Below are 25,585 nucleotides of genomic sequence, written 5' to 3' on the forward strand. Positions count from 1 at the left end.
GCAAGCCCGCGCCGTCACCCAGCCCCGCGCTGTGGGTTGCGGGCCCGGCTCAAAGCGATCTTCACGGCCTCAGGCGACGGGATGACCACCCAGCTTCGCATGTCTATGACGAGCTTTCCGTTCGGGATGATCGACGCCGGTGATCTCCGCACCGACGTCAGCGCCGACTGATGGACGGGCTCCGGCCGGCGTGAGCCCGTCCGCCGTCACTCCGCCAGCGCCGCGTGCGTGGCCGCCAGGGAATCCACCAGGATGGCCAAACCCTCCTGGGCTTCGTCCGCCGTCAGCGTCATCGGGGGGCCCAACCGCAGGACGTTGCCGTGCAGGCCGCCCTTGCCGATCAGCAACCCTCGCTTCTTCGTCTCCTCCAGCATCCGCGCCGCTGCCGCGACATTCGGCGAAGTCGTGCCCGGCTTGATCAGTTCCACGCCGATCATCAGGCCCTTGCCGCGGACCTCGGCGACGATCGGCGAGTCGCACGCGCGCAACCCCGACAGCAGCTGTTCGCCGCGGGCCGCGCAGTTCGCCTGGAGGTCGTGGTCCTTGATGTAGTCCAAGACGGCCGTCGCGCCCGCCATCGACACCGGGTTGCCGCCGAACGTCGAGAACGACTGGGCCTGGAAGCAGTCCAACACGTCCCCGCGCGCCACGACTCCGCCCACCGCGAGGCCGTTGCCCAGCCCCTTCGCGAACGTCATCATGTCCGGCGTGACGCCGTGGGCCTCGATGCCCCAGAAGTGCTCGCCCGTCCGGCCCCAGCCCGTCTGGACCTCGTCCGAGATGAACAGCACCCCGTACTCGTCCAGGACCTCCTTCATCGCCCGGAACAGGCCGTCCGGCGGGAGGCTGAAGCCGCCCACCCCCTGGATCGGCTCGGCGATCAAGCACGCCACGTCGCCCGCGGTGGCCGTGTCCAGGACGTCGACCAGGTCCGCGACGCACGCGTCGATGTACTCGACGTCCGAGAGCGACCGGAACGGGCTTCGATAGCGGTAGCCGCCGTGGACGTAGTTGACCTTCACCGGGCTCAGGGCCGACGCCGACCAGCCGCGGTTGCCGGTGATCGCCACCGTTCCGAACGAGCGGCCGTGGTAGCTGTTCCGCATCGCCAGCACCTGGTTGCTGCGGCGGTACTGCGTGGCCAGCATCAACGCCGTGTCGTTGGCCTCGCTGCCCGAGTTCGTGAAGAACACCTTGGCGTCCGGGATCCCGGACAACGCGGCGATCCGCTCGGCCAGCTCGACCTGGGACCTGATCAGGTACAGCGTCGAGGTGTGGAGGATGCCCGTGTCGAGCTGCTTGCGGACCGCGTCGCCGATCTCGGCGACGTCGTAGCCCATCGAGTTGGTCAGCACCCCCGCGAAGAAGTCCAGGTACGTGCGGCCCTGGGAGTCCGTCATCCGGCGGTCGTGCGCGTGCACGATCTCGATCGGTTCCTCGTAGAGCAGCGACATCCAGGACGGCATGACTGCGCGGTGCCGGGCGAGCAGCTCATCGGTCATCGAACGCCTCCTCGGGGTCTCAAGCGAGTATGAGGAGGCCGTGAACAGGGCTTCAACGATCAGACTGTCGGGATAACCCAGTAGGGACGCACAGTCTGTACGGACTACCCTCTGACCCGTGATTGACCCCAGGACTCTGCGCGAAGACCCGGAAGCCGTGCGCGCGTCGCAGCGCGCCCGTGGTGAAGACGAGGGAGTGGTCGACAAGCTGCTCTCCCTCGACACCCGGCGCCGGTCTTCGATCGCGGCCGCCGACAAGCTGCGCAACGAGCAGAAGCTCCTGGGCAAGCAGATCCCGAAGGCGCCGCCGGAGGAGAAGCAGCGGCTGCTGGCCACCGCCAAGGAGCTCGCCGCGCAGGTCAAGGCGGCCGAGGTGGAGCAGAACACCGCGTCGGAGGAGTTCGACACGCTGTTCCGGACAGTGCCGAACCTCGTCCACCCGAGCGCGCCGGTCGGCGGCGAGGACGACTTCACCGTCCTCAAGCACGTCGGCGAGCCGACGAAGCTCGGCTTCGCCCCGAAGGACCACCTCGAGCTGCTCGAAGGACTCGGCGGCGTCGACATGGAACGCGGCGCGAAGGTGTCGGGCTCGCGGTTCTACTTCCTCACCGGTGTCGGCGCGCAGCTGCAGCTCGGCCTGCTCAACATGGCCATCGCGCAGGCCCTTGAGAACGGCTTCACGCCGATGATCACGCCGTCGCTGGTCCGCCCGGAGATCATGGCCGGCACCGGCTTCCTCGGGCAGCACTCGAGCGAGATCTACCACCTCGAGGACGACGACCTCTACCTCGTCGGGACGTCGGAGGTGCCGCTGGCCGGCTTCCACTCCGACGAGATCCTCGACCTCACCGACGCGAAGCGCTACGCGGGCTGGTCGTCCTGCTACCGCCGCGAAGCCGGTTCGTACGGCAAGGACACCCGCGGCATCATCCGCGTCCACCAGTTCGACAAGGTGGAAATGTTCGTCTACGCGAAGCCGGAGGACGCCGAGGCCGAGCACGAGCGGCTGCTCGGCTGGGAAGAGCAGATGCTCGCCAAGATCGAGGTGCCCTACCGGGTGATCGACACCGCGACCGGCGACCTCGGCACGTCCGCGCACCGCAAGTTCGACTGCGAGGCGTGGATCCCGACCCAGGAGACCTACCGCGAGCTGACCTCGACGTCGAACTGCACGACGTTCCAGGCCCGCCGCCTGTCCGTCCGCTACCGCGACGAGAACGGCAAGCCGCAGATCGCCGCCACGCTCAACGGCACCCTGGCCACCACCCGGTGGATCGTCGCGATCGTCGAGAACCACCAGCAGGAGGACGGCTCGGTCCGCGTGCCGGAGGCGCTGCGCCCGTTCGTCGGCGGCAAGGACGTCCTCACACCTCGCTGAATCGGGCGGATCCGCGGTGCTGCTCCGTTCGTCCCAGTAGTGTCCGGGCCGAACGGGAGGACTCATGCGGATGAAGTGGCAGGTCGCGGTCGCACTGGCGGCCGCGACCGTGGTGACCGGCTGCACGGTGACGGTCGGCGGCTCGGCGTCGCCGGTGCCCGGCCAGGGCCCGGTCGTCACGGCCGTCGACGCCTGCGCGCTGCTCGACCAGGCGCAGGTCGACGCCCTCGGCTACCAGTCGCCGGGCCGTTCCGTGAAGGAGAACAAGGACCGGCTGCAGCCGCCGATGTGCCTGTGGAGCTCGAAGGACGACGTCGAGCCGTCGGCCGTCCTCAACGTCGGCGTCGCCTCGGACATGGACTTCAACGAGTACATCTCCGGCGCCGTCAAGAAGTCCGGGCCGGAGCAGATCGGCGGGCTGAACTGGACGCAGTACGCCTCGATCCTGCCGGACGACTGCGCGTACTACGCCCTGCTCGGCGCCAAGTCGTTCGCCTACGTGAGCGTCTCGGCCGGCAAGCTCGACAAGTCGTGTGAGCTGGCGAAGGTCGTCATCCCGCAGGTTGCGGCCCACCTGCCGGGCGGCCAGGACGCGCCGCCGGTGACACCGACGACGTCGGCGAAACCGGAGCCGGGCGGCCCGCTGCTGTCGGCGGACCCGTGCGCGATGCTGAAGCCCGACCAGGTGGCCCAGCTGAAGGACATCTCGCCCACCGGCGAGAAGGACACCTCGTCCACGGTGCCGAACGCGTCCTTCTGCCTCTGGGACGACACCGACGGCGACGGCGGCCAGAAGGCGTTCGAGGTCTGGTTCGGCCCGAGCACGCCGGTCGGCGACTGGCCGGGAGCGAAGGGCGTCACCCCGACCGAAACCGTCGACGTCGGCGGCAAGAAGTGGGGCCTGTTCCCGAACATGGGCGGCCTGCGGGTCACCTGCGGCGCGACCCTCGCCATCACCGACACGTCGTCGGTGCAGGTGGTCAGCGGGTTCGTCGGCGACGACACGAAAACCTGCGACCTCGTGAAGCAGGGCCTGCCGCTGGTGACCGCGAACCTGCCGGGTTAGTTCTCCGAGGACACCTGGTCCGCGATGTGGCGCGCGATCTCCAGCGCGCTCGTCGCGGCCGGCGACGGCGCGTTCAGGACGTGCACCTGGTCGCGCGTGGTCTCGATGAGGAAGTCGTCGACGAGCGAGCCGTCGCGGCGCATCGCCTGGGCGCGCACACCGGAGCCATGGCGGACGATGTCGGCCTCGGTGACGGCCGGGACGAGCCGGGCGAGGCTCGCGGCGAACCGCTTCTTCGACAACGAACGGCGGACCTCGTCGAGGCCGGTCGGGAACGCGTACTTCTTCGCGAGCCGCCAGGCGCCGGGGAAGGCGGCGACCTCGGCGACGTCCTTCGCGGAGAAGTCGCGCCAGCGGTAGCCCTCGCGGCGCAGCGCGAGCACGGCGTTCGGGCCGGCGTGGACGCTGCCGTCGAGCATGCGCGTGAGGTGCACGCCGAGGAACGGCAGCGTCGGGTCCGGCACCGGGTAGATCAGGCCCTTGACCAGGTGCCGGCGGTCCGGCTTGAGCTCGTAGTACTCGCCGCGGAACGGCACGATCTTCGCCGACGGCGTCAGCCCGGCCAGCCGCGCGACGCGGTCGGAGTGCAGGCCGGCGCAGTTCACCAGCGCGTCGGCCTGGACGACGTCGTCGCCGGTCGCGACCTCGACGCCGCCGGTGCTCCCGGCCCGGATGGCCACGGCCGGTGCGTTCAGCCGCAGGTCGACGCCGGCTTCGTCGAGCAGCCGGACGAGCGCGTGGCAGACGGCCGGGAAGTCGATGATCCCGGTGGATTCGACGCGCAGCGCGGCGACGCAGGCGACCTCGGGCTCGTACTCGCGCGCTTCGGCGGGCGAGATCCGTTTCGCCGGGACGCCGTTGGCCTCGGCTCGCTCGGCCAGGGTGTCGAGCGCGGGGATTTCCCGTTCGTCGGTCGCGACGACGAGCTTCCCGCACACTTCGACGGGCACGCCGTACTGGCGCGCGAAGTCCACGATGGACCGATTGCCGGCGACCGACATCCGCGCCTTGAAGGAACCCGGCTTGTAGTAGAGCCCGGCGTGCACGACGTTCGAGTTGTGCCCGGTCTGGTGTGCCGCCCAGCGGGCTTCCTTCTCCAGGACGGTGACGTCCAGCCCGCGCCTGGTCAGCTCCCAGGCCACGGCCAGACCGACGATCCCGCCCCCGACGACTACGACGTTGCGCACGGTCGATCAGGCTACGCGAGCGGGGAAGGGCCTGGTGAGCCGGTCAGTCCGGCCGCGCTCAAGGCCTTCTGGGCGCTCATCCCCGACCCCGTCGCGTACGCGCGTTCGAAACCGTCCGCGCCCAGCGCCGCCACGACTCGCCCCCGCAGCGCCGACACGTCCGGGTCCCCCGCGATCGACGTCCCGCGCACGCCCGCCGCCGCGCCCAGGAGCGTGGCCGCCTGGTCCGGGGGAACCACCCCGGCCAAGCCCTCCAAGGCGAACGCCACCACGTCGCCCGCGTGCCACCGGCGTCCGGTCAGCAACGCCGACCGGTGCAGCTGAGCTGCTTCCGCGGGACGTCCTTCGGCCACGGCCAGCCACCCGAGCGCGATCATCGTCATCGCGCGGACCGTCTCCGCCGCGAACGAGCCGCCCGGGCACTCCGCCAGCGCTTGCTCGCACCACGACCGGGCCGCCGCCAGGTCACCCGAGAGCCGGGCCAGGTTCGCCAACCCGACGCAGGCCGCCGCGCGCGTCTCCGGCATGCCCGACCGGCGGGCCGTGGCCGCGGCCAGCTCGTAGTCCGCACGGGCCCGGGCGTGCTCGCCCGACAGCAGGTGGTTCCACGCGCGGCGGCAGATCAGGTCCGCGACGTCGTCCGTCGCGCCGATCTCGTGCATCAGGCCGAGCGCCTCGTCCATCAGCGGCAACGCGGCCGCGTGCTCGCCCCGCCAGGTCAGCAGCTGGGACAGGTGGTCCAGCGCCATCGACAAGCCCCACCGCTCGCCCAGCGCGCGGAACTGCGCCAGGCCCTCGCGCAGGCCCTCTTCGGCGGCCGCCAGGTCGCCGGACATCATCGACCGCAGGCCCATGCCCATCGGCAGCAGCGCCCACGCCCAGGCGTCGCCGGTCGCCAGCAGGCCTTCGCCGCGGCCGATCAGCTCGTCGTCGTCGCCGGGCGGCCCCACGACGACGCCCATCAGCATCACCAGCATCGGGTTCCGGGGCGACCAGCCGCCGTCCGCCGCGTACCGCCGGACCAGCGGCAGGTACTGCTCCAGCGACTCGTCCGGATGCCCGGACAGCGCGCCGAGCACGCACACCAGGAACTCCTCGACGTACTCCTCGCGCAGCTCCGGCGGGGTCCGCGAGACGACGGCCAGCGACAGCCCGGCGCCCTCGAACCGCCGCCCGCGCATCCACCAGTACATCGCCAGCAGCGTCACCAGCCGCAGCGCGAGCACGACGTCGTGCTCGGTCGACCAGCGCAGCGCGGCCAGGAGGTTGTCGTAGTCGGCGTCCAGCCGGGCCAGCCAGTCCAGCTGCTCCGCGGTCCGCAGCTTCGGGTCCGCTTCGGCGGCGAACCGCAGGAAGTACTCGGCGTGCGCGCGGTGGAACGTCTCCGCTTCACCCGCTTCGGCGAGTTTCCCGGCGCCGAACGCGCGGATCGTCTCCAGCATCCGGAACCGCCCGCCGACGGCCTCCACCAGGGACTTGTCGGCCAGTTCCGGCAGCAGGTCGACGTCCGCGCCGCACACCTCGGCGGCGGCCGCGGCGGTCGCGCCGCCGGAGAACACCGCGAGTCTCCTGGCCAGCTCCCGTTCCTCGGCGGTCAGCAGATCCCAGCTCCACTCGACGACCCCGCGCAGCGAGCGGTGCCGCGCCTCGGCCGTCCGGCTGCCGCGGGCCAGGAGCCGGAACCGGTCGTCGAGCCGGGCCGCGATTTCGCCGAGCTCGAGGGACCGGACGCGGGCCGCGGCCAGCTCCAGGGCCAGCGGCAGGCCGTCGAGGGCCGCGCAGACGTGCTGGACGTCGCCGATCGTCGACTCGTCGAGCGTGAACGCGGGATCGCTCGCGGCCGCGCGTTCGGCGAACAGCCGGACGGCCGCGAAGTCCCGGGCTTGCGCCGCGGACGTCCCCGGCGGCGGGACGGCCAGCCGCGGCACCGGCGCCAGCTGCTCGCCGGTGATGCCGAGCGGCTCGCGACTGGTGGCCAGTACCCGCAGCCCGGGGCAGGCGGCGAGCAGGCGCGCGACCAGCCGGGCCGCCTCCTCGACGACGTGCTCGCAGTTGTCCAGCACCAGCAGCACCTCGCGGGTCCGCAACGTCGAGACCAGCCGCTCGACCGGGTCCTGCGGGCCGCCGCGCGAGCTCTCGCGCAGGCCGAGCGCGGCCAGCACCGCGCCGGCGACGGCACCGCCGCCGTGCGGGGCGAGCTCGACGAACGCGACCGGGCCGGTCTGGGCCGTGGCGACCTCGACCGCCAGCCGCGTCTTGCCGGTGCCACCCGGGCCGGTCAGCGTCACGAGCCGGGCGCGTCCGAGCAGGTCCGCCACCTGCCGCAGCTCGGCGTCGCGGCCGACGAAGCTGGTCAGCTGCGCGGGCATCGCCGGCAGGACCGGCTTCTCGGTCTCGCCGCGAAGCACCGCAAGGTGCGCTTCGGCGAGCTCCGGGCCGGGATCGGCGCCCAGCTCGTCGGCCAGCGTGCGGCGGGCGTCTTCGAACGCGGCGAGCGCGTCGGCCGGCCGTTCCGCGGCGGCGAGGGCCCGGACCAGCTGCGCCCGTGGCCGTTCCCGCAGGGGCTGCGCGGCGACGGTCTCCCGCAGGCCGGGGAGGACGTCTTCGGCCTGCCCGAGCGCCAGCCGGGCCTCGGCGTGGTCGTCCACGGCGTCCGCCCGCAGCTCCTCGAGCCGGGTGGCCTGCGGGGCGGCGAAGGGCGCGTCCGCGAGGTCGGTGAACGCGGGCCCGCGCCACAACGCCAGCGCGTCGCCCAGCACCTCCGCGGCCCGCGCGGGTTCGCCGTTCTTCAGCAGCGCGCGGCCGTCGCGGGCCAGCCGTTCGAAGCGGTGGACGTCCACTTCGTCCGGTGCGACGACGAGCCGGTACCCGGCCGCGGTGAACTCGACCGGCGCAAGGTCCTTCAGCGCCGTCCGCAGCCGCGACACCTGCGACTGGAGGGCGTTCGCGGCGCCGTCCGGCGGGTGCTCGCCGTACATGCCGTCGATCAGCCGGTCGGCCGGGACGAACCGCCCGGCGTCGAGAGCGAGCAACGCCAGCAGCGTCCGCGACCGCGGGCCGCCCACCGCCACCGCCGCGCCGTCGGGGCGCCACGCGGCGACGGCCCCCAGCACCCCGAATCGCATGGACCCAGCCTAAGACGTCCCCGACCTGCGGTGGGCGTCACTCCAAACGGGAGTTCGGCGTGGTCCTGTGAATCACCTGAGCGTGCGTCTATACACTTCGCCGGGTCCCCACGCAATGGGAGAGGTATGTCGTCCGAGAGCATTGCCCTAGGTCAACCCACCGTGGGCGAAGAGGAGCTCGCTGCCGTAGCCGAGGTGTTCCGCTCCGGCTGGCTCGCCGGTGCCGGCCCGGCCTGCCGCCGCTTCGAAGAGCGGTTCGCCCAGGTCACCGGCACGGCGCACGCGCTGACGACCGCGAACTGCGGCTCGGCGCTCTTCCTCGGGCTCCAGGTCCTCGGCGTCCGGCCGGGCGACGAGGTGATCGTCGGCGACTACACGTTCCCGGCGACCGGCCACGCCGTCGTGCAGGCCGGCGCGAAGCCGGTGTTCGCCGACATCCGCCCGGACGTCTTCAGCGCGGACCCGGCGCACGTCGAAGCCCTGATCACGCCGAAGACGGTCGGGATCCTCGCGGTCGACGTCGCCGGCCAGCCCGGTGACTTCGACGAGTACCGCGCGATCGCCGACAAGCACGGCCTCTGGCTCTTCGAAGACGCCGCCTGCGCCGCGGGCGCGACGTACAAGACCCGCCCGGCCGGCAGCCTCGCCGACCTGGCCGCGTTCTCCTTCCACGGCCGCAAGGGCATCACCGCCGGCGAGGGCGGCGCGCTGGTCTCCGACCGCGAAGACCTCATCGCCCGCGCCCGCAAGCTGCACACCTACGGCATCGAGCCGGCCATCAGCCGCGAAGGCTCGGACACGCTGCCCATCCCGGAGTTCCACGAGCTCGGCTACAACTTCCGCCTGTCGGACGTCCAGGCCGCGATCATGAACGTCCAGCTCGACCGCCTCCCCGACCTCCTCGCCGCCCGCCGCTCGGTCGCGAAGCGCTACCACGAGGCCTTCGCCGACGTCGACGCGCTGACCGTGCCGGTGGAGCTGCCCGACCGCGAGCACCCGTGGCAGGCCTACCTGCTCACGGTCGCGCCCGAAGTCAGCCGCGACGCCCTGGCCCTGCGGATCCGCTCCCAGGGCGTCCAGTGCAACTTCGGCACCTACGCCTCGCACCTGCAGCCGATCTACGGGCCTCAGGCCCCGCTGCCCGTCTCGGCCGACGCGTTCGCGCGCCAGCTCGCCGTCCCGATGCACGCCAACCTCACCGACGCCGAGGTCACCCGGGTCGCCGAGGTCGTGCGCGAAGCCGTGCAGTCCCTGTCCTGAAGCCGCCGACCGAGGAGAAATTGGTGTCCGACAAGAAGGTGCTCTTCACCGGGGGCGGCGGCTTCATCGCCGCGCACGTGATCCCGCTGCTGATCGAGGGCGGCTACACGGTCCGGATCTTCGACAACATGACCCGCGGCGACCGCGCGCGCGTCAACGAGTTCGTCGCCACCGGCAAGGTCGAGCTGGTCGAGAAGGACGTCCGGTACGGCGGCGCGGTGCGCGAGGCGATGCGCGGCTGCACGCACGTCATCCACTTCGCGACGGTGTCGATCAACAAGTCGATCGCCGACCCGCACGAGTCGATCGACATCAACATGATCGGCAACCACAACGTCTTCGCGGCGGCCGCCGACGAGGGCGTCGAGCGGCTGGTGTTCGCCTCGACCGCGTCGGTCTACGGCGACCCGAAGCGGCTGCCGATGCACGAGGACGACGAGCTGCGCCCGCTCACGCCGTACTGCATCTCCAAGCGCGCCGGCGAGGACCTGCTCGGCTTCTACGAGCGCCAGAAGGGCCTGTCCTGGAACGCGCTGCGGTTCTTCAACGTGTACGGCCCCGGCCAGAAGATCGAGGCCTACTACACGTCGGTGATCAACCACTTCATCCAGCGCCTGCGCAACGGCCAGCCGCCGATCATCGACGGCCGCGGCGACCAGTCGATGGACTTCGTGCACGTGACGGACCTGGCGCACGCCGTCGTCGCGGCGCTGGAGTCGGAGAAGGCGAATGTGCCGATCAACATCGGCACCGGCATCGACACGTCGATCGCGGCGCTGGCCAAGATCCTCATCGAGGCGGTCGGCGTCGACGTCGAGCCGCTGTTCAACGACCGGGACGTGCTGGTCTCGCGGCGCGCGGCCGACATCAGCCGGGCGCGGGACGTGCTCGGCTGGGAGCCGCGGATCACCGTCGAGGACGGCATGCGGGACTTGGTCAAGGAAACCGAGTGAGCACCACTGCGGGGCCTGCGCAAGGGCGTGCCATGCGCATCGCGGTGGTGAACAACTTCTTCCCGCCGCGGGTGGGCGGCAGCGCGCACATGGCGGCGTCGCTGGCCGGCCAGTTCGCCGCGGCCGGGCACGAGGTCCTCGCGATCACGGCCGCGTACGCCGACGCCCCGGCCGAGGAGGAGCGGGACGGCTACCGCGTCGTGCGCCTCCCCGCGGTGAAGATGCCGCAGATCGGCCTGTCGATCGACTTCGACATGAGCTTCGCGTCCCTGCGGCCGGGCAATTGGCGGCGGCTGTGGAAGCTGCTGGACGAGTTCAAGCCGGACGCGATCCACCTGCACGGCCAGTTCTTCGACCTGTCGTGGCTGGCCGGGATCTGGGCGCGGCGCCACGGCGTCCCGGCCCTGCTGACCATCCACACGCTGCTGATCAGCGACAACAAGCTGTACGGCGGTGTGTTCCGGCTGCTCGACGCGGTTCTCGTGCGGCCGATCCTGGCGTACCTGCGGCCGAAGTACGTCATCCTGGACAAGCTGGGCGTCGACTACTGCGTCGCGCGGTACGGCACGAGCGACGCGAACTCGGAGTACTTCCCGATCGCCGTCGACACGGGACACTTCGCGAAGCCGGTGACGAAGGACGTCCGCGCGGAGCACGGGATCGGCGACGCCCCGCTGATCGTGTCGCTGGGCCACGTCATCCCGCTGCGCAACCGGCTGCCGCTGATCGAGGCCCTGCCGTCCATTTTGGACAAGCACCCCGGGGTCCGGGTGGTGGTCGTCGGCCGCGTGTACCACGACGCCTTCCTGAAGCGGGCCGGCGAGCTGGGCGTGTCGGACGCGCTGGTGGTGACGGGCGCGGTGCCGAAGGAGGACGTCCCGGCGTACTTCGCGGCGGCGGACATCGTCACCCACGACCTCAACGGCGGCTGCGGCACGGCGTCGCTGGAGGCGATGCTGTCGGGCACGGCGACGATCGCGTCGGTGACCGAGGACAACTACCCGGGCATCGAGCTGCGCAACGGCGAGAACGTGCTGCTGGTCCGCCCGGACGATGCGGAAGCCGTGGCACGCACGGTGATCGAGCTGCTCGACGACCCGGAGAAGCGGGCCCTGATCGCGCAGCGGGAGAGCGAACTGGTGCGGTCGAACTTCGGCCTCGACGTCGTCGCGGAAGAGCACCTCAGGACCTTCGAGAAGCTGGTGTCGGAAGCCGATGTTCTTCGATGACGAGCGCAGCCACCGGCTGCGCCCGCAGATCCTGACCGAGCTCGTCTCGCAGTACATGAACGACGCCGAGCGCGCGCAGTTCTACGGGCTGCCCTCGACGTGCCGCGTGCGCGAACGCGTGAAGATCATCAGCCCCGAGAACCTGAAGATGGGCGACCACTGCTGGGTGGGTGAAGGAGCGGCGCTGGACGCCAGCGGCGGCCTGGAGATCGGCGAGCACACCAGCATCGGGCTCAACACGCTGATCTTCACGCACTCGAGCTGGCTGGCGAACATGACGCTGCAGAACCACTCGGGCAGCGACCTGATCGAGCGCAAGCCGGTCAAGATCGGCAAGGGCTGCTTCATCGGCGGCCTGGTGGTGATCATGGCCGGCGTGACGATCGGCGACTTCGCGACGGTCCAGCCGAATTCGGTGGTGGCCAAGGACGTCCCGCCGCGGACCCTGGTGGCGGGGAATCCGGCCCGGGTGTTCCAGCGGTACGACGAGGAGTACATCCAGTCCGAAGTGGACCGTGTGCGCGCGGAGAACGCCCGGCGGCGGGAGATCGCGGAGTCACAAGGGCAGAACACTTCGGGCTGGGGAGCCCCATCGGGCGACTACTCGGCAGAGTAGCGACCAGGCAGACTGGCGTGCCATGGAATGGCCGCGTGACCTGCTGACTCTCGACGATTGGTGCGGCCTTCCGGAGATCTCCGAGTACCACGTCGAAGTGGTCGAAGGGGTGCTCCTGGTGGCGCCGCGTCCGAGACTGCTCCACCAGGGCGCCACCGCCCGGCTGGCTTACCGAGTGGACGAGTGGCTGCCGCACGGCTTCACTGCGCTGAGCGGCGTCGAGATGGTCGTTTCCGCGGCGCCTCTCACCGTGCGCGTGCCCGATGTCCTGGTTGCGCCGAGCTCTCTGGTGGAAACCAATCCGGCCCGGCTCGATGCCGGTGACGTCCGGTTGGTGGTCGAAGTGCTGTCCGAGGGCACCCGGCGGACCGACCGGCTGATCGAGGGGACTACGAGAACTTCGGCGAGTTCTCCGGCGTCGCCGAGATCGAATTCGCCGGTAGCCCGCTCACCATCGACCTGGACGCCCTCACCACCCGCCGCGCCCAGCGGCCTTGACGTGGATGACGGCGGCACCGGCGCCGGACGCCGGCGCCGCCGTCGTGAAACCGCCCGATCCTCCCGGCGGCGAAGTCTCTTCGCACGGAACCGCACGCAGGACTCTAGTCCTCGGTGACCCAGCGCGAGATATCGGTTACGCAACGTTTCGATGAGCTTCGGCACACGCCGGCGTGATCGGCGAAGCAACCTTTCCCCGCCCCGGCCGTCGCTGGGAAGGACGGAACGAGGTGATCCATGGCGCGCGGCGACGACGAGTTCGCGGAGTTCGTCCGCGTGTCGTCGGCTCGGCTCACGCACGCCGCGTTCCTGCTCACCGGTGATCGCCACCAGGCCGAAGACGCCGCTCAGACCGCCTTCACGCGCACCTACGCGGCCTGGTCGCGGGTGCGGCACAAGGACGCCTACGGCTACGCCCGGACCGTCCTGGTGAACCACGTCATCGACGGCTGGCGGCGCCCCATCCGCGAGTACGCCACCGAGGTCATGCCCGAGCAGCAGGACCGCCTCGACGTCGACCAGGCCGTCACCCAGCGCGCGTGGCTCACCGCGGTGCTCAAGACGCTCACCGACCGCGAACGCGCCGTCGTCGTGCTGCGGCACTTCTTCGACCTGCCGGAAGCCGACGTGGCCCGTGAGCTCGGCGTCTCGCTGGGTACCGTGAAGAGCACCAACTCGCGGGCGCTGGCCAAGCTGCGGGTCGAGGCGGACCCGGAGGACACGCTGATCGGAAGGAGCGGGCGGTGAACGAGCTCGACGACTTCCGCGCCGCCCTCCGGCAGCCGCCCGAGGAGCCCTTCGCCGAACCCGATCTCGCCGGGATCATGGCCGGTGGGAGGCGTATCCGGCGTCGCCGGCGGCTGCTGACCGGGACGGCCGGGGTCGCCGCCGCGGCCGCCGTGGTGCTCGTCGTGGTGTTCGCCATCCAGCTGCGGCAGCCCGCGCCCGCGCCGGTCGCGCAGCCGCCGTCCCCGGCTCCGGCCGGGTCGACGACCGCCGGACCGCCCGCGGAGCAGCCGATCGGGGACGTCGTCAGCACCGGCATCCGGACCGCCGCCGGGGAGCTCGTCTTCTACGCGCGGGCCATCGACCTGCCGGAACTGCCGGGCACCCGGTTCGGCCTGGTGGCCGGTCTCCGGTCCGGGGCCTCGCTGCGGGCCCTGCAGGTGACGAACGAGTTCCGCGGCTCCGACCGCTCGTTCGGCTTCCACGCCACCGACGGCGGCGAAACGGTCGGCAACCAGCTCATCCCGGTCTTCGGCTATTTCGCCGGCCCGGCGGCGCGGATCACGACCACGGTGCACGGCAAGACGATCGAGGCCCGGCTGGCGACCTGGACCGCGGACTCGGCCGTGGTCTTCTTCTGGTTCGACCCCGTCGAGGTCCCGAACTCCGCCGTCCTGACGCCCCTGATCGCCTTCGACGCCGACGGAAAGCGGCTCACCAAGTAGGCGGTACCCGGCCACGCGATGCGAGCGTAAGACGTCCATCGTGACCTCTCGACGAGCGTTCCCCGGTGCCGACGCAGATCACCAACGTCGTCGCGACGCTGCGCGGGGCCACCGATCCCGGCCGCGTGTACGTCGTTTCGGGGCACTACGACTCGCGCCGGACTGACGTCATGGACTTCACCGGGGACGCGCCGGGCGCCGACGACGACGCTTCGGGCGTCGCGGTCGCCCTGGAGCTGGCCCGGGTGCTCTCGACCCGGCAACCGGCCGCGACGATCGTCTTCGCCGCCGTCGCGGGCGAGGAACAGGGCCTGTACTGCTCGCGGTTCATGGCGCAGCGGTTCAAGGCGGCCGACACCGACGTCCAGGCGATGTTCACCGACGAAATCGTCGGCTCGAGCCGCGTCGACAACGGCGTCCAGTACGGCGATCTACCGGAGTCCTTCGACTTCCGGGTTCATCGCGGGTGAACGGTGCCGTGCCGTGGTCGCTCGCGAACGTCGGCCCGGCGCTGACGGCGAAGATCGACCTGTCCAAGGACAACGTCTTCTTCGGCGTCCGCGCGGTGGGCCCCGCCGGCCGCCGGAGCCCGGCCGCGTTCCCGGTGCCGGTGAGCTAGGCCGCGGCCTGCGTCAGGACCTGCTCGACGACGTGGTGCGACGGCAGGATCAGGTCGCGCTCGGTGTCGGCGTCGATCTTGCCTTCGAGCAGGTCGCAGAAGCGGTCCAGCTGGGTGGCCAGCGGCTCGCGGGCGGTGACCAGCTCCGGGATCTCGATCACCGTCTGCTGCCGGTAGCCGAGGCCGTCCGGGGTGACGGAGTCGTGCGAGACGTGCCGGTAGATCGTGACGTCCCGGCGCAGCAGGTCGATCTCGATCAGCCGGTCGAGCTCGGAGACGACCAGCGAGCGGACCTTCTTCTGGCCCAGCCGCGAGGCCGACACCGTGGCCAGGCCGGTCGGGAACGACAGCACCGTCTCGATGGTGTCCTCGGCGCCCTCGACCGACGACGGGTGGAAGTACCCCGCGCCGGACGTCACGCGGGCCGGGGTCGCGCCGCCGAAGAACTGGATCGCCAGGTCGACGTCGTGCACCAGCAGGTCCCACGCCACGCCGGTCTTGATGCGGGGCGCGTACGGGCCGTGGCGGCGGGCCATCAGGTGCACCGGCTCGTTCACCAGCGCCCGCGCGGTCATCACCGCCGGGTTGTAGCGTTCCAGCAGCCCGCACATCAGCGGGATGTCGTTCTTCGCCGACAGCGAAACGATTTCCTGGGACTTCTCGAAGCTGTTGCAGACCGGCTTCTCGACGAGCATCGGCTTGCCCTGGCGGAAGATCTCCTGCGCCAGGTCGTAGTGCACCTCGGTGGCCGACGCCAGCACCACGGCGTCCACATCGGACAGTTCGCCGATCTCCGGCGTCCACTGCGTTTCGTACCGGTCGGCGACGGCCTTGCCCGCTTCCTCGCGCGGATCGATCACGCGGACCAGGTCGACGCGCTCGTTCTGGGCGAGCACGCGGGCGTGGAGGGAACCCATGTTCCCGGTACCGACAAGAGCGATCCGATGCGTCATGCGCCCAGTACCTCGCGAACGGTTTCGATGATGGTGTCCAGGTCTGACTCGGTCAGGTGCGGGTGCACCGGCAGCGAAAGCGCCTGCTCGGCGACCGACTTCGCGACCGGGAAGTCCTCGACGCGCGCGCCCGGGATCAGGTCGTGACCCGCGTAGCAGTCGTAGTCGAAGACGATCTTGGGGTAGTAGATGCCGTTGCCGATGCCGCGCTCGGTGAGCGCCGCGGCCAGCTCGTCGCGTGAGAGGAACGCGTGCGGCCCGACCAGCACGGTGTACTGGTGCCACACGTGCTCGCGGCCCGGCAGCACCTGCGGGACGTCGAGGCCCGGCGTGCCGGCGAGGCCCTCGGACAGCCGCTTCGCGTTCGCCTGGCGGGCGGCGGTCAGCTGGTCGAGCTTCGCCAGCTGCGGGATGCCCACGGCCGCGTGCAGGTCGGTCATCCGGTAGTTGTGGCCCGCGACCTCGTACTGGTACCGGGCGCGCATGCCCTGGTTGCGCAGCACGCGCAGCTTGTCGGCCAGCGCGTCGTCGTCCGTGGTGATCACACCGCCCTCGGCGGTGGTGATGTTCTTCGTCGCGTACAGCGAGAAGCAGCCGATGCCGAACGAACCGGCCGGCTTGCCCTCGAACGACGCGCCGACGGCCTGCGCCGAGTCCTCGATCACCTGCAGGCCGCGCTCGGCGGCCAGCGGCGCGAGCTTGCCCATGTCCGCCGTCTGGCCGTAGAGGTGCACCGGCATGAGCACCTTGGTGCGGTCGGTGACGGCGCGCGCGACGGCGTCCGGGTCGATCGCGAAGTCGTCGCGCCGGATGTCGGCGAAGCGGACGGTCGCGCCGGCCTCGAGGATCGCGTTCAGCGTCGCCACGAAGGTGAACGGCGAGGTGATGACCTCGTCACCCGGCTGCAGGTCCAGCACCTGGAGGGCGGCGACCAGCGCGGTGGTCCCGTTGTTGACCGCGATCGCGTGCTTCGTCCCGGAGACCGCCGCGAAGGCGTCTTCGAAGCGCTTGACCATCGGTCCCTGTGCGATGGCGCCGGAGCGCAGCACCTCGACGACGAGGTCCTCCGCGTCGCGGACGTCGACCACAGTGATGGGGATCATGGGCAGTCTCTCTCGGCAGGCGATTTCGGTGCGTCCGGTACAGTGAGCCGCCGGTTCTGCGCCCGGCCGCCCTGCAGCAACGCGGGCCACACGTTACCGGGCGCGGCAGCGCGCCCAGTACCCAGCCGCCGACGAACGGATACCCGCCCGTGGCCAACCGCATCCACCCGACCGCCGTCATCGGCGAAGGCGTCGAGCTCGGCGAGGACAACGTCATCGGGCCGTTCGCGGTGATCGCGGGCCCGACGCGGATCGGGGACGGCAACTGGATCGGCCCGCACGTGACCATCGGTACGCCGGGCGAGGACCGCAGCCGCCCGCACCCCGCCGCTTGGGAAGACGCGCCGGCCGGTGACCCGGATCACGACGGCCACGGTGTCGTCATCGGCAGCGGCAACCGGATCCGCGAGTACGTGAGTGTCCACCAAGGGACCTGGCGGACGACGACGGTCGGCAGCGACGGCTACTACCTCCGCAACTCCCACATCGCGCACGACTGCCTGGTCGGCGACGGCGTGACGATCGCCTCGAACGCGGTCACGGGTGGCCACTGCCACATCTGGGACGGCGCGAACCTCGGCATGGGCGCGATCCTGCACCAGAAGGTCGTGATCGGGCCCGGCGCGATGATCGGGATGGGCTCGGCGGTGCGGCGCGAGATCGGCGCGTTCACCATCGCCGTCGGCAACCCGGCCCGCGTCACCGGCGTCAACGTGGTGGGCCTGTCCCGCCGCGGTCTCGACGAGGAGACGATCGAGGCCCTCGGGCCGTGGCTGAAGGGCAAGGAAGGTCTCCCGGACGTCACGCTGCCCGGCGACCTCTCTACCTTGGTAAAGGCGTGGGACGCTCGCCCGCGCGACGAGCACTAGGAGCTATCACCATGTCGGAAGTCGCCCCCAAGCTGCGCGAGGTCTTCGTCGAGGCGCTGGACCTCGACGGCGGTGTCGACGTCGAGAACCTGAAGTACCGCGACATCGAGGCGTGGGACTCGGTCGGCCACATGGCGCTGGTCGCGGCCATCGAGGACGAGTTCGACGTCGAGTTCGACACCGACCAGGTCATCGACATGTCGAGCTTCAAGGTCGCCGTCGACATGGTCACCGAGCTCCAGTCGAAGAATGACTGATTTGTCCGGTCGCGTCGCGCTCGTCACGGGCGGGACGCGGGGGATCGGCCTGGCCACCGCCCGCGCCCTGGTGGAAGCGGGCGCGACGGTGGTGCTGACCGGACGTGACGAAGCTCGCGCCAAGGAAGCGGCGGCCTCCGTGGGCGCCTCCGGGCTCGCGCTGGACGTCACCGACGCCAAAGCGGTGTCTTCGCTGGTCAGGGGCGTCGCGAAGGAGCACGGGAAGCTCGACGTCGTCGTCGCGAACGCCGGGATCATGGAGGACGCGCTCCTCGGCATGATCAAGGAAGACCTGGTCGACACGACGCTGAGCACGAACGTCGCCGGCACGCTGCACACCGTCCAGGCCGCGGCCCGGGCGATGATGCGGAAGAAGTCGGGGGCGATCGTCGTGCTCGCCTCCATCGTCGGCGAGTACGGAAGTGCCGGTCAGACGGTGTATGCGGCGTCGAAGGCGGCGGTGGCGAACATCGCGCGGTCGGCGGCGAAGGAGCTCGGCCGGTCCGGCATCCGCGTCAACGCGGTCGCGCCGGGCGTCATCGAGACCGATCTCACGTCGGGCCTGAGCGAGGACGCGAAGGCGGAGAACGCCGGCAAGACGCCGCTCGGGCGCCTGGGCCGGCCCGAAGAAGTGGCGAACGCGATCCGGTTCCTGGTGAGCGACGAAGCGTCGTTCATCACCGGCCAGGTGCTGGGGATCGACGGAGGCTTGGTGCTGTGACGCTGTTGGGTGCGGGAGCCCGGCTGGTCGATGTGGCCGGGGGCCGCACGCTGGCGGGCGCGGAACTGTCGGCCGAGGTCGGCCGGGCGATGGAGAAGCTGGCGGCGCTGCCCACCGGCGTCGTGTTCGCGCGGATGTCGGTCGACCTGGACAGCGTGCTGACCTACCTGGGCGCGTTCGAATCCGGGCGGGCGATCGCGCTGATCGACCCGGCGCTGGACGCGGACGTGCTGGCCGGGCTGGTCTCACGGTTCCGGCCGGCGGCCGTGCTGTCGGCTTCGGGTGACGCGCCCGACGGGTATGCCGCCCGCGGTGCCGACTGGGTCCGCTCGTCGGCCGACGGGGTCGTGCCGCACCCCGACCTCGCCGTCCTGCTGCCGACCAGCGGCTCGACCGGCAACCCGAAGCTCGTCCGGCTCTCGCGTCAGGCGATCCTTTCGAACGCCGACGCCATCGCGCAGGTGCTGCACATCGACGCCGACGAGGTCGCGCCCACCTGCCTGCCGCTGCACTACAGCTACGGCCTGTCGGTGCTGAACTCGCACCTGGTGCGGGACGCGACCGTCGTGATCGAGCCGTCCGGCGTGCTCGGCCGCGGCTTCTGGGACGCGGTGAACACCTACGGCGTCACGTCCCTCTCGGGGGTCCCGTACCACTACGAAATGCTGCGGCGGCTCAAGTTCGACCCCGCGAAATACCCGACGCTGCGCACGCTGACGCAGGCGGGCGGGAAGCTGCGCGACGAGCTGATCACCGAGTTCAACGAGAAGATGCTCGCCGTCGGCGGCCGGATGTACGTGATGTACGGCCAGACCGAGGCGGCGCCGCGGATGACGACGGTGCCCGCCGAAAAGCTGGCCGAAAAGCTCGGTTCCGCCGGACCGGCGCTGCCCGGCGGCCGGTTCGCGGTCCGTCGCGACGACGGCTCGGAGACCACGCACCCGAAAATTGTCGGTGAGGTCGTCTACCGTGGGCCCAACGTGATGATGGGCTATGCGGACGACGAGTCCGGACTGGCCAAGGGCGACGAATACGGTGGCGTGCTGGCCACCGGTGACCTCGGGTACCTCGACGAAGAGGGGTACCTGTTCATCACCGGCCGGCTCAAGCGCATCGGCAAGGTGTTCGGCAACCGCGTCAGCCTCGACGATCTCGAGCAGGCCGTGCGCACGGCAGCGGTCGGGATCGACGTGGTGGCCGCGGTGGCGGCGGGCGACAAGGTCGTGCTGTTCGCCGAGGGCGCCGACACCGGCATCTGCAAGGACGCGTCGCGGGCGCTGGCCGAGCGGCTGCACCTGCACGCCAGCGGGTTCGACGTCCGCCCGATCGAAACCGTGCCGCTGCTGGCCAGCGGCAAGATCGACTACCGGACCTTGGAGGGGCGGGTATGAGTGTGTTCACGCGGTCGCAGGCCGACCGGGAAGCTTTGCTGCTGCCCGAGCTGGCCTCGCTGACGGCCCACCACCGGGCGAATTCCGAAGGCTACGACCGGATCCTGGCCTCGCTGGGGATCTCTTCGGACGCGCGGTTCGGCTCGATCGCGGACCTGCCGTGGCTGCCGGTGCGGATGTTCAAGACGCACGACCTGAAGTCCGTCCCGGACAGCGAGGTCTTCAAGACGCTGACGTCGTCGGGCACCACCGGCGCCGGCGCGTCCCGGATCTACCTGGACAAGGAGGCGGCGGGCGCGCAGACCAAGCAGCTGGGCGCGACGCTGCAGGAGGTCCTCGGCGGCGAGCGGCTGCCGATGCTGATGGTCGACACGATCGGCATCATCAAGAACCGCCGCTCGTTCTCCGCGCGCGGCGCGGGGGTGCTGGGCATGGCCAACTTCGGCCGCAAGCACACGTACGTGCTCGACGAGAACGACCAGCCGGACGTCGAGGCGGTCAAGAAGTTCCTGGCCGAGTACGGCGACAAGCCGTTCCTGATCTTCGGCTTCACGTTCATGGTGTGGCTGTACCTCTACGAGGTCGCGCGCGACCACGGGCTCGACCTGTCGAACGGCATCCTGATCCACAGCGGCGGCTGGAAGAAGCTGATCGACCGCGCGGTGGACAACACCGAGTTCCGGCGGCGGTTCAAAGAGGACACCGGGCTCACCCGGATCCACAACTACTACGGGATGATCGAACAGATCGGCACGGTGTTCCTCGAAGGCCCGTCCGGGAACTCGCTGTACTGCCCGGACTTCGCCGACGTCGTGATCCGGAACCCGGAGACGTGGGAAGAGCAGCCGGTCGGGGAGCCGGGCGTGATCGAGGTCGTCTCGACGCTGCCGCGGTCGTACCCGGGGCACGTGCTGCTGACCGAAGACCTCGGCGTCTACAACGGCATCGACGACGGCGACTGGCCGGGCAAGCACTTCTCGGTGCTCGGGCGGCTGCCGAAGGCGGAGGCCCGCGGGTGCTCCGACACGTTCTCGGGAGCGGCGGCGTGACTTCTCTGACCCAGCGGTTCCCCGCTTCGGCCCCGATTGAGGTCGGTTCCCTGGTCGACGAGCTGCGCGCCTCGCCGCCGGGAGGTCGGCTGCGTGTCGGCGACCCGCGGATCGTCGAGTTCGTCACGAAGTTCGCCCGCAAGCTGCTCGCCCCGGCCACCGCGCGCCGGTTCCCGGAGCTCGCGTCGCTCGGCTTCTTCCTGCGCAAGGGTGAAATCGCCAAAGCACTGTCCACTCTGGACACCTCGGGGAACGCCCTGCGGTTCCCGCGCGGGCTGGTGTTCCACGTGCCGCCGGCGAACGTCGACACGATCTTCGTCTACTCGTGGGCGCTGTCCGCGCTGGCAGGCAACCACAACGTCGTGCGGGTCTCGTCGCGTTCGGCCGGGGCCGCCGAGGCGGTGCTGGAGGCGCTGAACGCGGCACTGTCCGAAGTGGACTCGTCGGTGGCCGACGCCGTGCGCGCGACCCAGCGGATGGTGACCTACGACCGCAGCGACGAGGTGAGCGGCGGCCTGTCGCTGGCCGCCGACCTGCGGGTCATCTGGGGCGGCGACGGCTCGGTCGCGGCCCTGCGGAAGTACCCCCTGGCCCCGCACGCGCGCGACCTGACGTTCCCGGACCGCTCGTCCTTCGCCGTCGCGTCGGTGGCGGGCTGGCAGCGGGCGTCCGAGGCCGAGCGCCGCGCGGCGGCCGAAGGCTTCTACAACGACTCGTACTGGTTCGACCAGGCCGCCTGCTCGTCACCGCGCGCGGTGTTCTGGGTCGGCGACGAAGCGGGTGCGACGGCGGCCGGTCATGAGTTCCGCACGCTTCTGGCGTCGGTGCTGGAGACGAAGCAGCACGTCACCGAGCCGGCGATGGCGGTCCAGAAGCGCGTCTCGGCGTACGGTGCGGCGGTCGACGGGCTGGTCAAGGAGATCGAGTTCCAGGGCAACGGCCTGGCGACGCTCGAGCTGACCGACCCGGCGGTGCTGCCGCGCGAGTGGCTCGGCGCGGGCACGTTCGCCAACGCGCGGGTGTCGTCGCTGGCCGACCTGGTGCCGATCGTCCTCCGGAAGGACCAGACGGTCAGCCAGTTCGGCTTCACGGCCGAGGAGCTGACGGCGTTCGCGCACGAGCTCGCGGGCCGCGGCGTCGACCGGATCGTGCCGTTCGGCTCCGCCCTGACCTTCTCGGCGGTGTGGGACGGTTACGATCTGCTCTCCGAGTTCAGCCGCCTGGTCACGGTGCAGGCCTGAGGAGAGCCGTCGATGACGACAGTCGAGGACCTGCCGGCGGCGGGAAAGCCGCCGAAGTCCACCCGGGCGAAGATTCTCGACGTCGTCCGGTGGGTGGCGATCCTGCTGGTCCTCGGCTTCGCGGCGAAACAGCTGGCGGCCAACTGGGGCGAGTTCTGGCACACCCTGCGGGACGTCGCCTGGGAGTCGTCCCTGCTGAGCCTGGTCGCCCTGGTCGCGGCCATCCTGGTCTCGACCTGGGGCTGGCAGGTGATGGTCGACGACCTGGGCGCCCCGATCGGCTACGCCCGCGGCGCCCAGATCTGCCTGGTCGGCTCGCTCGGCAAGTACGTGCCGGGCTCGGTCTGGGCGTACCTGCTGCAGATGGAGCTGGGCCGCAAGGCGGGCCTGGCCCGCGCCCGGATCTTCACGGGCTCCCTGATCCAGCTCGGCGTGGGCGTGGTGTCGGCGCTGGTGGTGTCGCTCCTGGCGGCCCCGGCGGTGTTCAGCAACAGCCCGCGCGCGCTGTGGCTGTTCGTGCTCATCCCGCTCGGCCTGGCGATGCTGCACCCGAAGATCCTGACCTGGGGCACGTCCCTGGTCCTGCGGATCCTCCGCCGCCCCCCGCTGGCCCACCCGCTCGGCTGGGCGGTGATCGGCAAGGTCTTCGGCGCCTCGACGGCGGCCTGGTGCCTGCAGGGCGTCCACCTCTGGCTCCTGGCCAACTCGGTGGGCACCCCGGGCGTGAGCGGCTTCGTGCTGTGCGTGGGCGCGATGGCGGTGGCGATGACGGTGGGCACCTTCGCGTTCATCCTCCCCAGCGGCGTCGGCGTCCGCGAGGTGGCCCAGGTGGCGGTCCTGACGGCGAGCGGCCTGACGGTCGGCCAGGCCACCGCGTTCGCGGTCGCCTCCCGCGTGATGTTCACGGTCGCCGACCTGCTCACGGCCGGCTTCGCCGCGGTCGCCGCCCGCACCGCCCGCTCGGCCGCCACCCCCGCCTGACTCCCGCCGTGTCGTCCGCCTGGGTACGCCTGCCTGACGTTGTCCCCAGGTTGTCCACAGGCGTTGCGCACATGTGGACAACTCACGGCGTCAGGCGGTAGATCACCGCGTCCGGGTTGCGGTAGACCACCGTCAAGAACGGTTCGCCCGCCAGACCGGTCAGCCCCGGCTGATAAGGCTGGCCCGGGTCGCCGGACGGCTTTCCCGAAATGACCCAATGGATGTTCCACCGGCGTACCGCTGCCCGCACCGCCGGATCCGTCGAATAGTTTCGAAACCGATTCGCCAGCAACACCGCGTCCGATGGTGGGGAAGTTTCGTCGAAATGCCCGGCGACGGTTCGAATTCCCGTCAAAGCGTAAGTCCACGCGGTTCCGTCGAACCGGTCGTTCATCGCCCACTCGCCGGGCGCGGCCAGGGTGCCGAGCGCCCGCATCGCGGCCTGCTCGCCGGGTGTCACGCGCAGCGTCGACGGGTCCGCCGCCTGGTAGCCCGGGTACACCTGGTCGCCGTTCGACCGGACGTACAGCCCGTTCGAAAGCAGCACGAACCCCGGCAGGACCAACAAGGCGACCGCCTTGACCCGCGACAGCAGCCGGTCACGCAGCCACGCCTGCGCCGACGCCAAGCCGTGGGCCGCCAAGACCGACAGCGGGACCGCCGCCATCGAGAAGAACCGGAACGGGTCGTCCCACCACGGCCGGGACAGCGCCATCACGATCGGTGCGTTGGACGACGCCACCGCCACGTACGCCAACCCTGTCACCAACGCCGTCAGGCCGATCCAGCGCAGCTCGCCTGCCCGCGCGAAGAACACGACCCCCAAGAACACCGCCATCGACAGCCACACCTGCGGGTGCGGCTCGAAGTGCTGGAACCCCAGCAGCGCGCCCAACGCCGTGGACGCGCGGTACTCGCTCGGCCAGCCGTAGTACGGCAACGCCAGCCCCAGCGCTCCGAACAGCTGCAGCCACGCCACCAGCAGTGACACCACCGCGATCGGCAGCAACACCAGCAGGTCGCGGCCGAGCCGGCGCCACCCCGCCAGCCAGCGCTGCCCCAGCATCGGGCCCGCGAACAGGATTCCGCCGAACAACGTCGACGGGTGGATGCACAGCAGCCCCACCGCGGCCAGCACCAGCACCAGCCCGGTGTCCCGCGCGGCCCGCTCCAGGTACCGCCGCAGCGCCACCGCGGCCAGCGGCGTCAGCGTCACACCCAGCGCGAACGGCAGCAGCGGCCCGCGGTTCATCGACTCGTAGACGCCCATCACCGGCGCCACCGCCGTCAGCGCCACGGCGCCCGCGAGCACGGCCCGGCCGCGGAACTCCCGCACCAGCGTCACCAGCGACAGCGCCAGCAGGCCCGGCAGCAGCACGGTGTTCGCGTCCAGCGTCTCCGGGACCGACCCGCCGCCGAGCCGGTACGTCACCGACGCCAGCAGGTGGTAGGCGTTGGGGTAGAACACCGGTGGCGCGTCGCCGTACCAGTTCACGTGACCGGTGCCGAACAGGCTGCCGTCGCCGGTGTCGGCGAGGTAGCGGACGGCGTTGCCGTGGTAGACCGCGTCGAACCCCTGGGGCAGCGCCCCGATCCGGCCCAGGCCGAGCAGCGCCGCCCAGACCCCGGCGGCGGCCGCGAACAGCAGGCAGGCCAGCACCGCCAGGTGTCCACTTCTCGTCCACAATGGCGGCTCCGGCGACCGTCCGCGCACTGTGCACTTCCGGACGCCGAAAGCGATCCCGGCGAACACGACCGTCGACACCGCGTACGTCAGCGGCGTGAAGGGGAGCCCGGCCGCGGCGGCCCACGGACCGGTCAGCCCGCCGACGGCGTAGCTCAGCAACGGCGCCATCCCGGCCAGGACCCAGCCGCGCAAACCCGCCGCGAGACCGGTCAGGAGACCGGGCCCGGCGATGACGACAATGGCGATGCCTGCGGAGAGCACGGTGGAGACTAAGCCGGGAATGGCCGGCTCGTCGCGTCGGCGGGATACCCCGATCGGCACTTTTTCAGGACGTCACTTCGACCCTCCGGGGCGACACCCGATCGGGTTATTCTGACCGGCGAATTTCCCTGCTTGACTGTCGCCGGCGAAGTGATCCACCCCCATTCGGTCCCGTGATCGATCCACGC

The 25,585-nt window shown here is 70.9% G+C and carries 24 protein-coding genes; 18 read left to right on the forward strand and 6 right to left on the reverse strand.

The genetic code is table 11. The annotated features are described in order from the left end of the window. Positions 1-206: 206 nt before the first annotated feature. On the reverse strand, positions 207-1,502 hold the full coding sequence (locus ACWEVN_RS13640; protein ID WP_449685614.1) for an aspartate aminotransferase family protein: 1,296 nt from the start codon (positions 1,500-1,502) through the stop codon (positions 207-209). Positions 1,503-1,620: 118 nt separating this feature from the next. On the opposite strand from ACWEVN_RS13640, the gene serS reads away from it, so the two are divergent. Both serS and ACWEVN_RS13650 read left to right on the forward strand, forming a co-directional pair. After that, positions 1,621-2,880 carry a serine--tRNA ligase gene (gene serS / locus ACWEVN_RS13645; RefSeq protein WP_449685615.1) on the forward strand — a complete coding sequence of 420 codons (1,260 nt, stop codon included), beginning with the start codon at positions 1,621-1,623 and terminating at the stop codon, positions 2,878-2,880. 64 nt (positions 2,881-2,944) lie between these two features. Beyond that, entirely contained in the window at positions 2,945-3,946 is a 1,002-nt protein-coding gene (locus ACWEVN_RS13650) for a DUF3558 family protein (RefSeq protein ID WP_449685616.1), read from the forward strand. On the opposite strand, the gene lhgO is transcribed toward ACWEVN_RS13650, so the two are convergent. Together lhgO and ACWEVN_RS13660 are read right to left on the reverse strand one after the other, a co-directional pair. Beyond that, on the reverse strand, positions 3,943-5,133 hold the full coding sequence (gene lhgO, locus ACWEVN_RS13655) for an L-2-hydroxyglutarate oxidase (RefSeq protein WP_452051432.1): 1,191 nt from the start codon (positions 5,131-5,133) through the stop codon (positions 3,943-3,945). The two genes, ACWEVN_RS13650 and lhgO, sit on opposite strands and share 4 nt — an antisense overlap. Before the next feature lie 11 nt (positions 5,134-5,144). Then, entirely contained in the window at positions 5,145-8,258 is a 3,114-nt protein-coding gene (locus ACWEVN_RS13660) for a BTAD domain-containing putative transcriptional regulator (protein ID WP_452051433.1), read from the reverse strand. A gap of 126 nt (positions 8,259-8,384) precedes the next feature. Here ACWEVN_RS13660 and ACWEVN_RS13665 point away from each other — a divergent pair, with 126 nt between their 5' ends. From ACWEVN_RS13665 to ACWEVN_RS13705, 9 genes are all read left to right on the forward strand, one after another. Next, complete coding sequence (locus ACWEVN_RS13665; RefSeq protein ID WP_452051434.1) at positions 8,385-9,518, forward strand: DegT/DnrJ/EryC1/StrS family aminotransferase; 1,134 nt, start codon at positions 8,385-8,387, stop codon at positions 9,516-9,518. 23 nt (positions 9,519-9,541) lie between these two features. Further along, positions 9,542-10,471: an NAD-dependent epimerase/dehydratase family protein gene (locus ACWEVN_RS13670; RefSeq protein ID WP_310968172.1), complete on the forward strand. Its 930-nt coding sequence runs from the start codon at positions 9,542-9,544 to the stop codon at positions 10,469-10,471. Between the two features lie 32 nt (positions 10,472-10,503). After that, positions 10,504-11,700 (forward strand): glycosyltransferase family 4 protein, encoded by a 1,197-nt coding sequence (locus ACWEVN_RS13675; RefSeq protein ID WP_452051435.1) that lies wholly within the window; start codon positions 10,504-10,506, stop codon positions 11,698-11,700. Next, entirely contained in the window at positions 11,687-12,316 is a 630-nt protein-coding gene (locus ACWEVN_RS13680; RefSeq protein ID WP_449685621.1) for an acyltransferase, read from the forward strand. Before ACWEVN_RS13675 ends, ACWEVN_RS13680 begins: the two co-directional genes overlap by 14 nt. Before the next feature lie 22 nt (positions 12,317-12,338). Further along, positions 12,339-12,932, forward strand: a complete 594-nt coding sequence (locus ACWEVN_RS13685; RefSeq protein ID WP_452051436.1) for a Uma2 family endonuclease — start codon at positions 12,339-12,341, stop codon at positions 12,930-12,932. A gap of 119 nt (positions 12,933-13,051) precedes the next feature. Next, on the forward strand, positions 13,052-13,561 hold the full coding sequence (locus tag ACWEVN_RS13690; protein ID WP_452051437.1) for a SigE family RNA polymerase sigma factor: 510 nt from the start codon (positions 13,052-13,054) through the stop codon (positions 13,559-13,561). Next, positions 13,558-14,265 (forward strand): hypothetical protein, encoded by a 708-nt coding sequence (locus ACWEVN_RS13695; protein WP_449685624.1) that lies wholly within the window; start codon positions 13,558-13,560, stop codon positions 14,263-14,265. The genes ACWEVN_RS13690 and ACWEVN_RS13695 overlap by 4 nt, the downstream gene beginning before the upstream one ends. A 65-nt stretch (positions 14,266-14,330) precedes the next feature. Beyond that, entirely contained in the window at positions 14,331-14,735 is a 405-nt protein-coding gene (locus ACWEVN_RS13700) for a M20/M25/M40 family metallo-hydrolase (protein WP_452051438.1), read from the forward strand. Continuing rightward, the gene (locus ACWEVN_RS13705) at positions 14,732-14,884 is read left to right on the forward strand and encodes a hypothetical protein (RefSeq protein WP_452051439.1); all 153 of its coding nucleotides are present in this window, start codon (positions 14,732-14,734) and stop codon (positions 14,882-14,884) included. The genes ACWEVN_RS13700 and ACWEVN_RS13705 overlap by 4 nt, the downstream gene beginning before the upstream one ends. On the opposite strand, the gene ACWEVN_RS13710 is transcribed toward ACWEVN_RS13705, so the two are convergent. Beyond that, positions 14,881-15,837, reverse strand: coding sequence for a Gfo/Idh/MocA family protein (locus ACWEVN_RS13710; protein WP_449685627.1), 957 nt, complete (start codon positions 15,835-15,837; stop codon positions 14,881-14,883). The genes ACWEVN_RS13705 and ACWEVN_RS13710 overlap by 4 nt on opposite strands. After that, positions 15,834-16,940, reverse strand: a complete 1,107-nt coding sequence (locus ACWEVN_RS13715) for a DegT/DnrJ/EryC1/StrS family aminotransferase (RefSeq protein ID WP_449685628.1) — start codon at positions 16,938-16,940, stop codon at positions 15,834-15,836. Before ACWEVN_RS13715 ends, ACWEVN_RS13710 begins: the two co-directional genes overlap by 4 nt. A gap of 149 nt (positions 16,941-17,089) precedes the next feature. On the opposite strand from ACWEVN_RS13715, the gene ACWEVN_RS13720 reads away from it, so the two are divergent. Genes ACWEVN_RS13720 through ACWEVN_RS13750 form a run of 7 tightly spaced genes read left to right on the forward strand, consistent with a single transcriptional unit; the run spans position 17,090 to position 23,449 of the window. Then, the gene (locus ACWEVN_RS13720; RefSeq protein WP_449685629.1) at positions 17,090-17,809 is read left to right on the forward strand and encodes a UDP-N-acetylglucosamine acyltransferase; all 720 of its coding nucleotides are present in this window, start codon (positions 17,090-17,092) and stop codon (positions 17,807-17,809) included. Between the two features lie 11 nt (positions 17,810-17,820). Beyond that, entirely contained in the window at positions 17,821-18,066 is a 246-nt protein-coding gene (locus tag ACWEVN_RS13725; RefSeq protein WP_003096467.1) for an acyl carrier protein, read from the forward strand. Beyond that, positions 18,059-18,787, forward strand: a complete 729-nt coding sequence (locus tag ACWEVN_RS13730) for an SDR family NAD(P)-dependent oxidoreductase (protein ID WP_310968164.1) — start codon at positions 18,059-18,061, stop codon at positions 18,785-18,787. Before ACWEVN_RS13725 ends, ACWEVN_RS13730 begins: the two co-directional genes overlap by 8 nt. Beyond that, complete coding sequence (locus tag ACWEVN_RS13735) at positions 18,784-20,178, forward strand: AMP-binding protein (protein WP_449685630.1); 1,395 nt, start codon at positions 18,784-18,786, stop codon at positions 20,176-20,178. Before ACWEVN_RS13730 ends, ACWEVN_RS13735 begins: the two co-directional genes overlap by 4 nt. Beyond that, complete coding sequence (locus tag ACWEVN_RS13740) at positions 20,175-21,227, forward strand: LuxE/PaaK family acyltransferase (protein ID WP_449685631.1); 1,053 nt, start codon at positions 20,175-20,177, stop codon at positions 21,225-21,227. The genes ACWEVN_RS13735 and ACWEVN_RS13740 overlap by 4 nt, the downstream gene beginning before the upstream one ends. Then, on the forward strand, positions 21,224-22,468 hold the full coding sequence (locus ACWEVN_RS13745) for an acyl-CoA reductase (protein ID WP_452051440.1): 1,245 nt from the start codon (positions 21,224-21,226) through the stop codon (positions 22,466-22,468). Before ACWEVN_RS13740 ends, ACWEVN_RS13745 begins: the two co-directional genes overlap by 4 nt. A gap of 12 nt (positions 22,469-22,480) precedes the next feature. Then, the gene (locus tag ACWEVN_RS13750) at positions 22,481-23,449 is read left to right on the forward strand and encodes a lysylphosphatidylglycerol synthase transmembrane domain-containing protein (RefSeq protein ID WP_452051441.1); all 969 of its coding nucleotides are present in this window, start codon (positions 22,481-22,483) and stop codon (positions 23,447-23,449) included. An 82-nt stretch (positions 23,450-23,531) separates the two neighbouring features. On the opposite strand, the gene ACWEVN_RS13755 is transcribed toward ACWEVN_RS13750, so the two are convergent. Next, complete coding sequence (locus ACWEVN_RS13755; protein WP_452051442.1) at positions 23,532-25,397, reverse strand: DUF6541 family protein; 1,866 nt, start codon at positions 25,395-25,397, stop codon at positions 23,532-23,534. Positions 25,398-25,585 lie beyond the last annotated feature (188 nt).

The sequence above is a fragment of the Amycolatopsis sp. NPDC003861 genome, assembly GCF_053605405.1.

Bases quoted from the DNA above. Each gene is read 5' to 3' on its own strand.
- ACWEVN_RS13640 (WP_449685614.1), bottom strand. From the start codon at position 1,502: ATGACCGATGAGCTGCTCGCCCGGCACCGCGCAGTCATGCCGTCCTGG.
- ACWEVN_RS13650 (WP_449685616.1), top strand. From the start codon at position 2,945: ATGCGGATGAAGTGGCAGGTCGCGGTCGCACTGGCGGCCGCGACCGTG.
- ACWEVN_RS13660 (WP_452051433.1), bottom strand. From the start codon at position 8,258: ATGCGATTCGGGGTGCTGGGGGCCGTCGCCGCGTGGCGCCCCGACGGC.
- ACWEVN_RS13665 (WP_452051434.1), top strand. From the start codon at position 8,385: ATGTCGTCCGAGAGCATTGCCCTAGGTCAACCCACCGTGGGCGAAGAG.
- ACWEVN_RS13675 (WP_452051435.1), top strand. From the start codon at position 10,504: ATGCGCATCGCGGTGGTGAACAACTTCTTCCCGCCGCGGGTGGGCGGC.
- ACWEVN_RS13680 (WP_449685621.1), top strand. From the start codon at position 11,687: ATGTTCTTCGATGACGAGCGCAGCCACCGGCTGCGCCCGCAGATCCTG.
- ACWEVN_RS13685 (WP_452051436.1), top strand. From the start codon at position 12,339: ATGGAATGGCCGCGTGACCTGCTGACTCTCGACGATTGGTGCGGCCTT.
- ACWEVN_RS13690 (WP_452051437.1), top strand. From the start codon at position 13,052: ATGGCGCGCGGCGACGACGAGTTCGCGGAGTTCGTCCGCGTGTCGTCG.
- ACWEVN_RS13710 (WP_449685627.1), bottom strand. From the start codon at position 15,837: ATGACGCATCGGATCGCTCTTGTCGGTACCGGGAACATGGGTTCCCTC.
- ACWEVN_RS13715 (WP_449685628.1), bottom strand. From the start codon at position 16,940: ATGATCCCCATCACTGTGGTCGACGTCCGCGACGCGGAGGACCTCGTC.
- ACWEVN_RS13725 (WP_003096467.1), top strand. From the start codon at position 17,821: ATGTCGGAAGTCGCCCCCAAGCTGCGCGAGGTCTTCGTCGAGGCGCTG.
- ACWEVN_RS13730 (WP_310968164.1), top strand. From the start codon at position 18,059: ATGACTGATTTGTCCGGTCGCGTCGCGCTCGTCACGGGCGGGACGCGG.
- ACWEVN_RS13740 (WP_449685631.1), top strand. From the start codon at position 20,175: ATGAGTGTGTTCACGCGGTCGCAGGCCGACCGGGAAGCTTTGCTGCTG.
- ACWEVN_RS13750 (WP_452051441.1), top strand. From the start codon at position 22,481: ATGACGACAGTCGAGGACCTGCCGGCGGCGGGAAAGCCGCCGAAGTCC.